The sequence below is a fragment of the Bartonella sp. CL70QHWL genome (assembly GCF_042194855.1).
In the GTDB taxonomy this organism is placed as follows: Bacteria; Pseudomonadota; Alphaproteobacteria; order Rhizobiales; family Rhizobiaceae; genus Bartonella.
In genome coordinates this window covers 1-831 of sequence record NZ_JBHINJ010000106.1, presented here as the reverse complement: position 1 = coordinate 831, position 831 = coordinate 1, and the positions used below count along the sequence as shown (strand labels likewise).

Sequence of the window (831 nt, the reverse complement as noted above, 5' to 3'; positions counted from 1 at the left end):
TAACACGATTCTTTGTTTTGATCTAGGTACCAAAACGGGGTGGGCGATACGTGGTGCAAGTGGTGACATGTTCAGTGGTACCGTGAATTTTCAATCACGCCGTTTTGAAGGCGGTGGAATGCGTTACTTGCGCTTTAAGCAATGGCTATCAGAAATAAAGCAGACAGCAGGTCAAATTGACGTGGTGTATTTTGAAGAGGTGAGGCGTCATAAAGGTACAGATGCAGCGCATGTTTACGGTGGTTTGTTAGCAACGTTAACGGCGTGGTGTGAACAGCATCAGATACCGTATGAGGGGATACCAGTAAGTACGATTAAGAAAGCGACGACAGGCAAGGGGAATGCGTCGAAAGAAGAGATGATTAAGGCGGTGCGTGCAAAAGGGCACAATCCGAAAGATGATAACGAAGCAGATGCTTTAGCAATTTTATATTTAGTTAAAGAAAGGGAATTGGGGTATGTCCATTAAATTACCATGGACGAGGCTTTTTGCAGACAAGTGGCTTCTTACTCTTGGTTGTTTGTCGCCGACCGAGAAATGTATCTATGTCATGTTGCGACTTCTAATGCTCCGTACTGGTGAGCCTATTTTAAACAACTTAAGGGTATTAGCTCGTTGGATTGGTTATCCAGTAGAAGAGTTTGAAGCAGCTTTGAATTCCTTGATTGAAGGTAGATTCATCATACGTTTAGACAATGGTGGGTTGTGGAATTCAGAAGTTGAAAAAGAACTCAATAACGTCACTGAAGAGCTAGATAATTTCACTTGCAATAATAATAAAGAAAGGGAGGTGAAGTATGTCAACTAAGTTGCCATGGACGAGGCTTTTT

The 831-nt window shown here is 42.4% G+C and carries 2 protein-coding genes; both read left to right on the top strand.

Going from position 1 to position 831, the window contains the following annotated elements:
- Positions 1–469: crossover junction endodeoxyribonuclease RuvC (locus tag ACFIJZ_RS09945; RefSeq protein WP_273791608.1), on the top strand; the 469-nt coding region annotated here is incomplete at its 5' end.
- A complete protein-coding gene (locus ACFIJZ_RS09940; RefSeq protein WP_375631997.1) occupies positions 459–809 on the top strand; it encodes a DUF1376 domain-containing protein in 351 nt (116 codons plus the stop codon). The genes ACFIJZ_RS09945 and ACFIJZ_RS09940, both read left to right, overlap by 11 nt.
- The last annotated feature ends 22 nt before the right edge of the window (positions 810–831 follow it).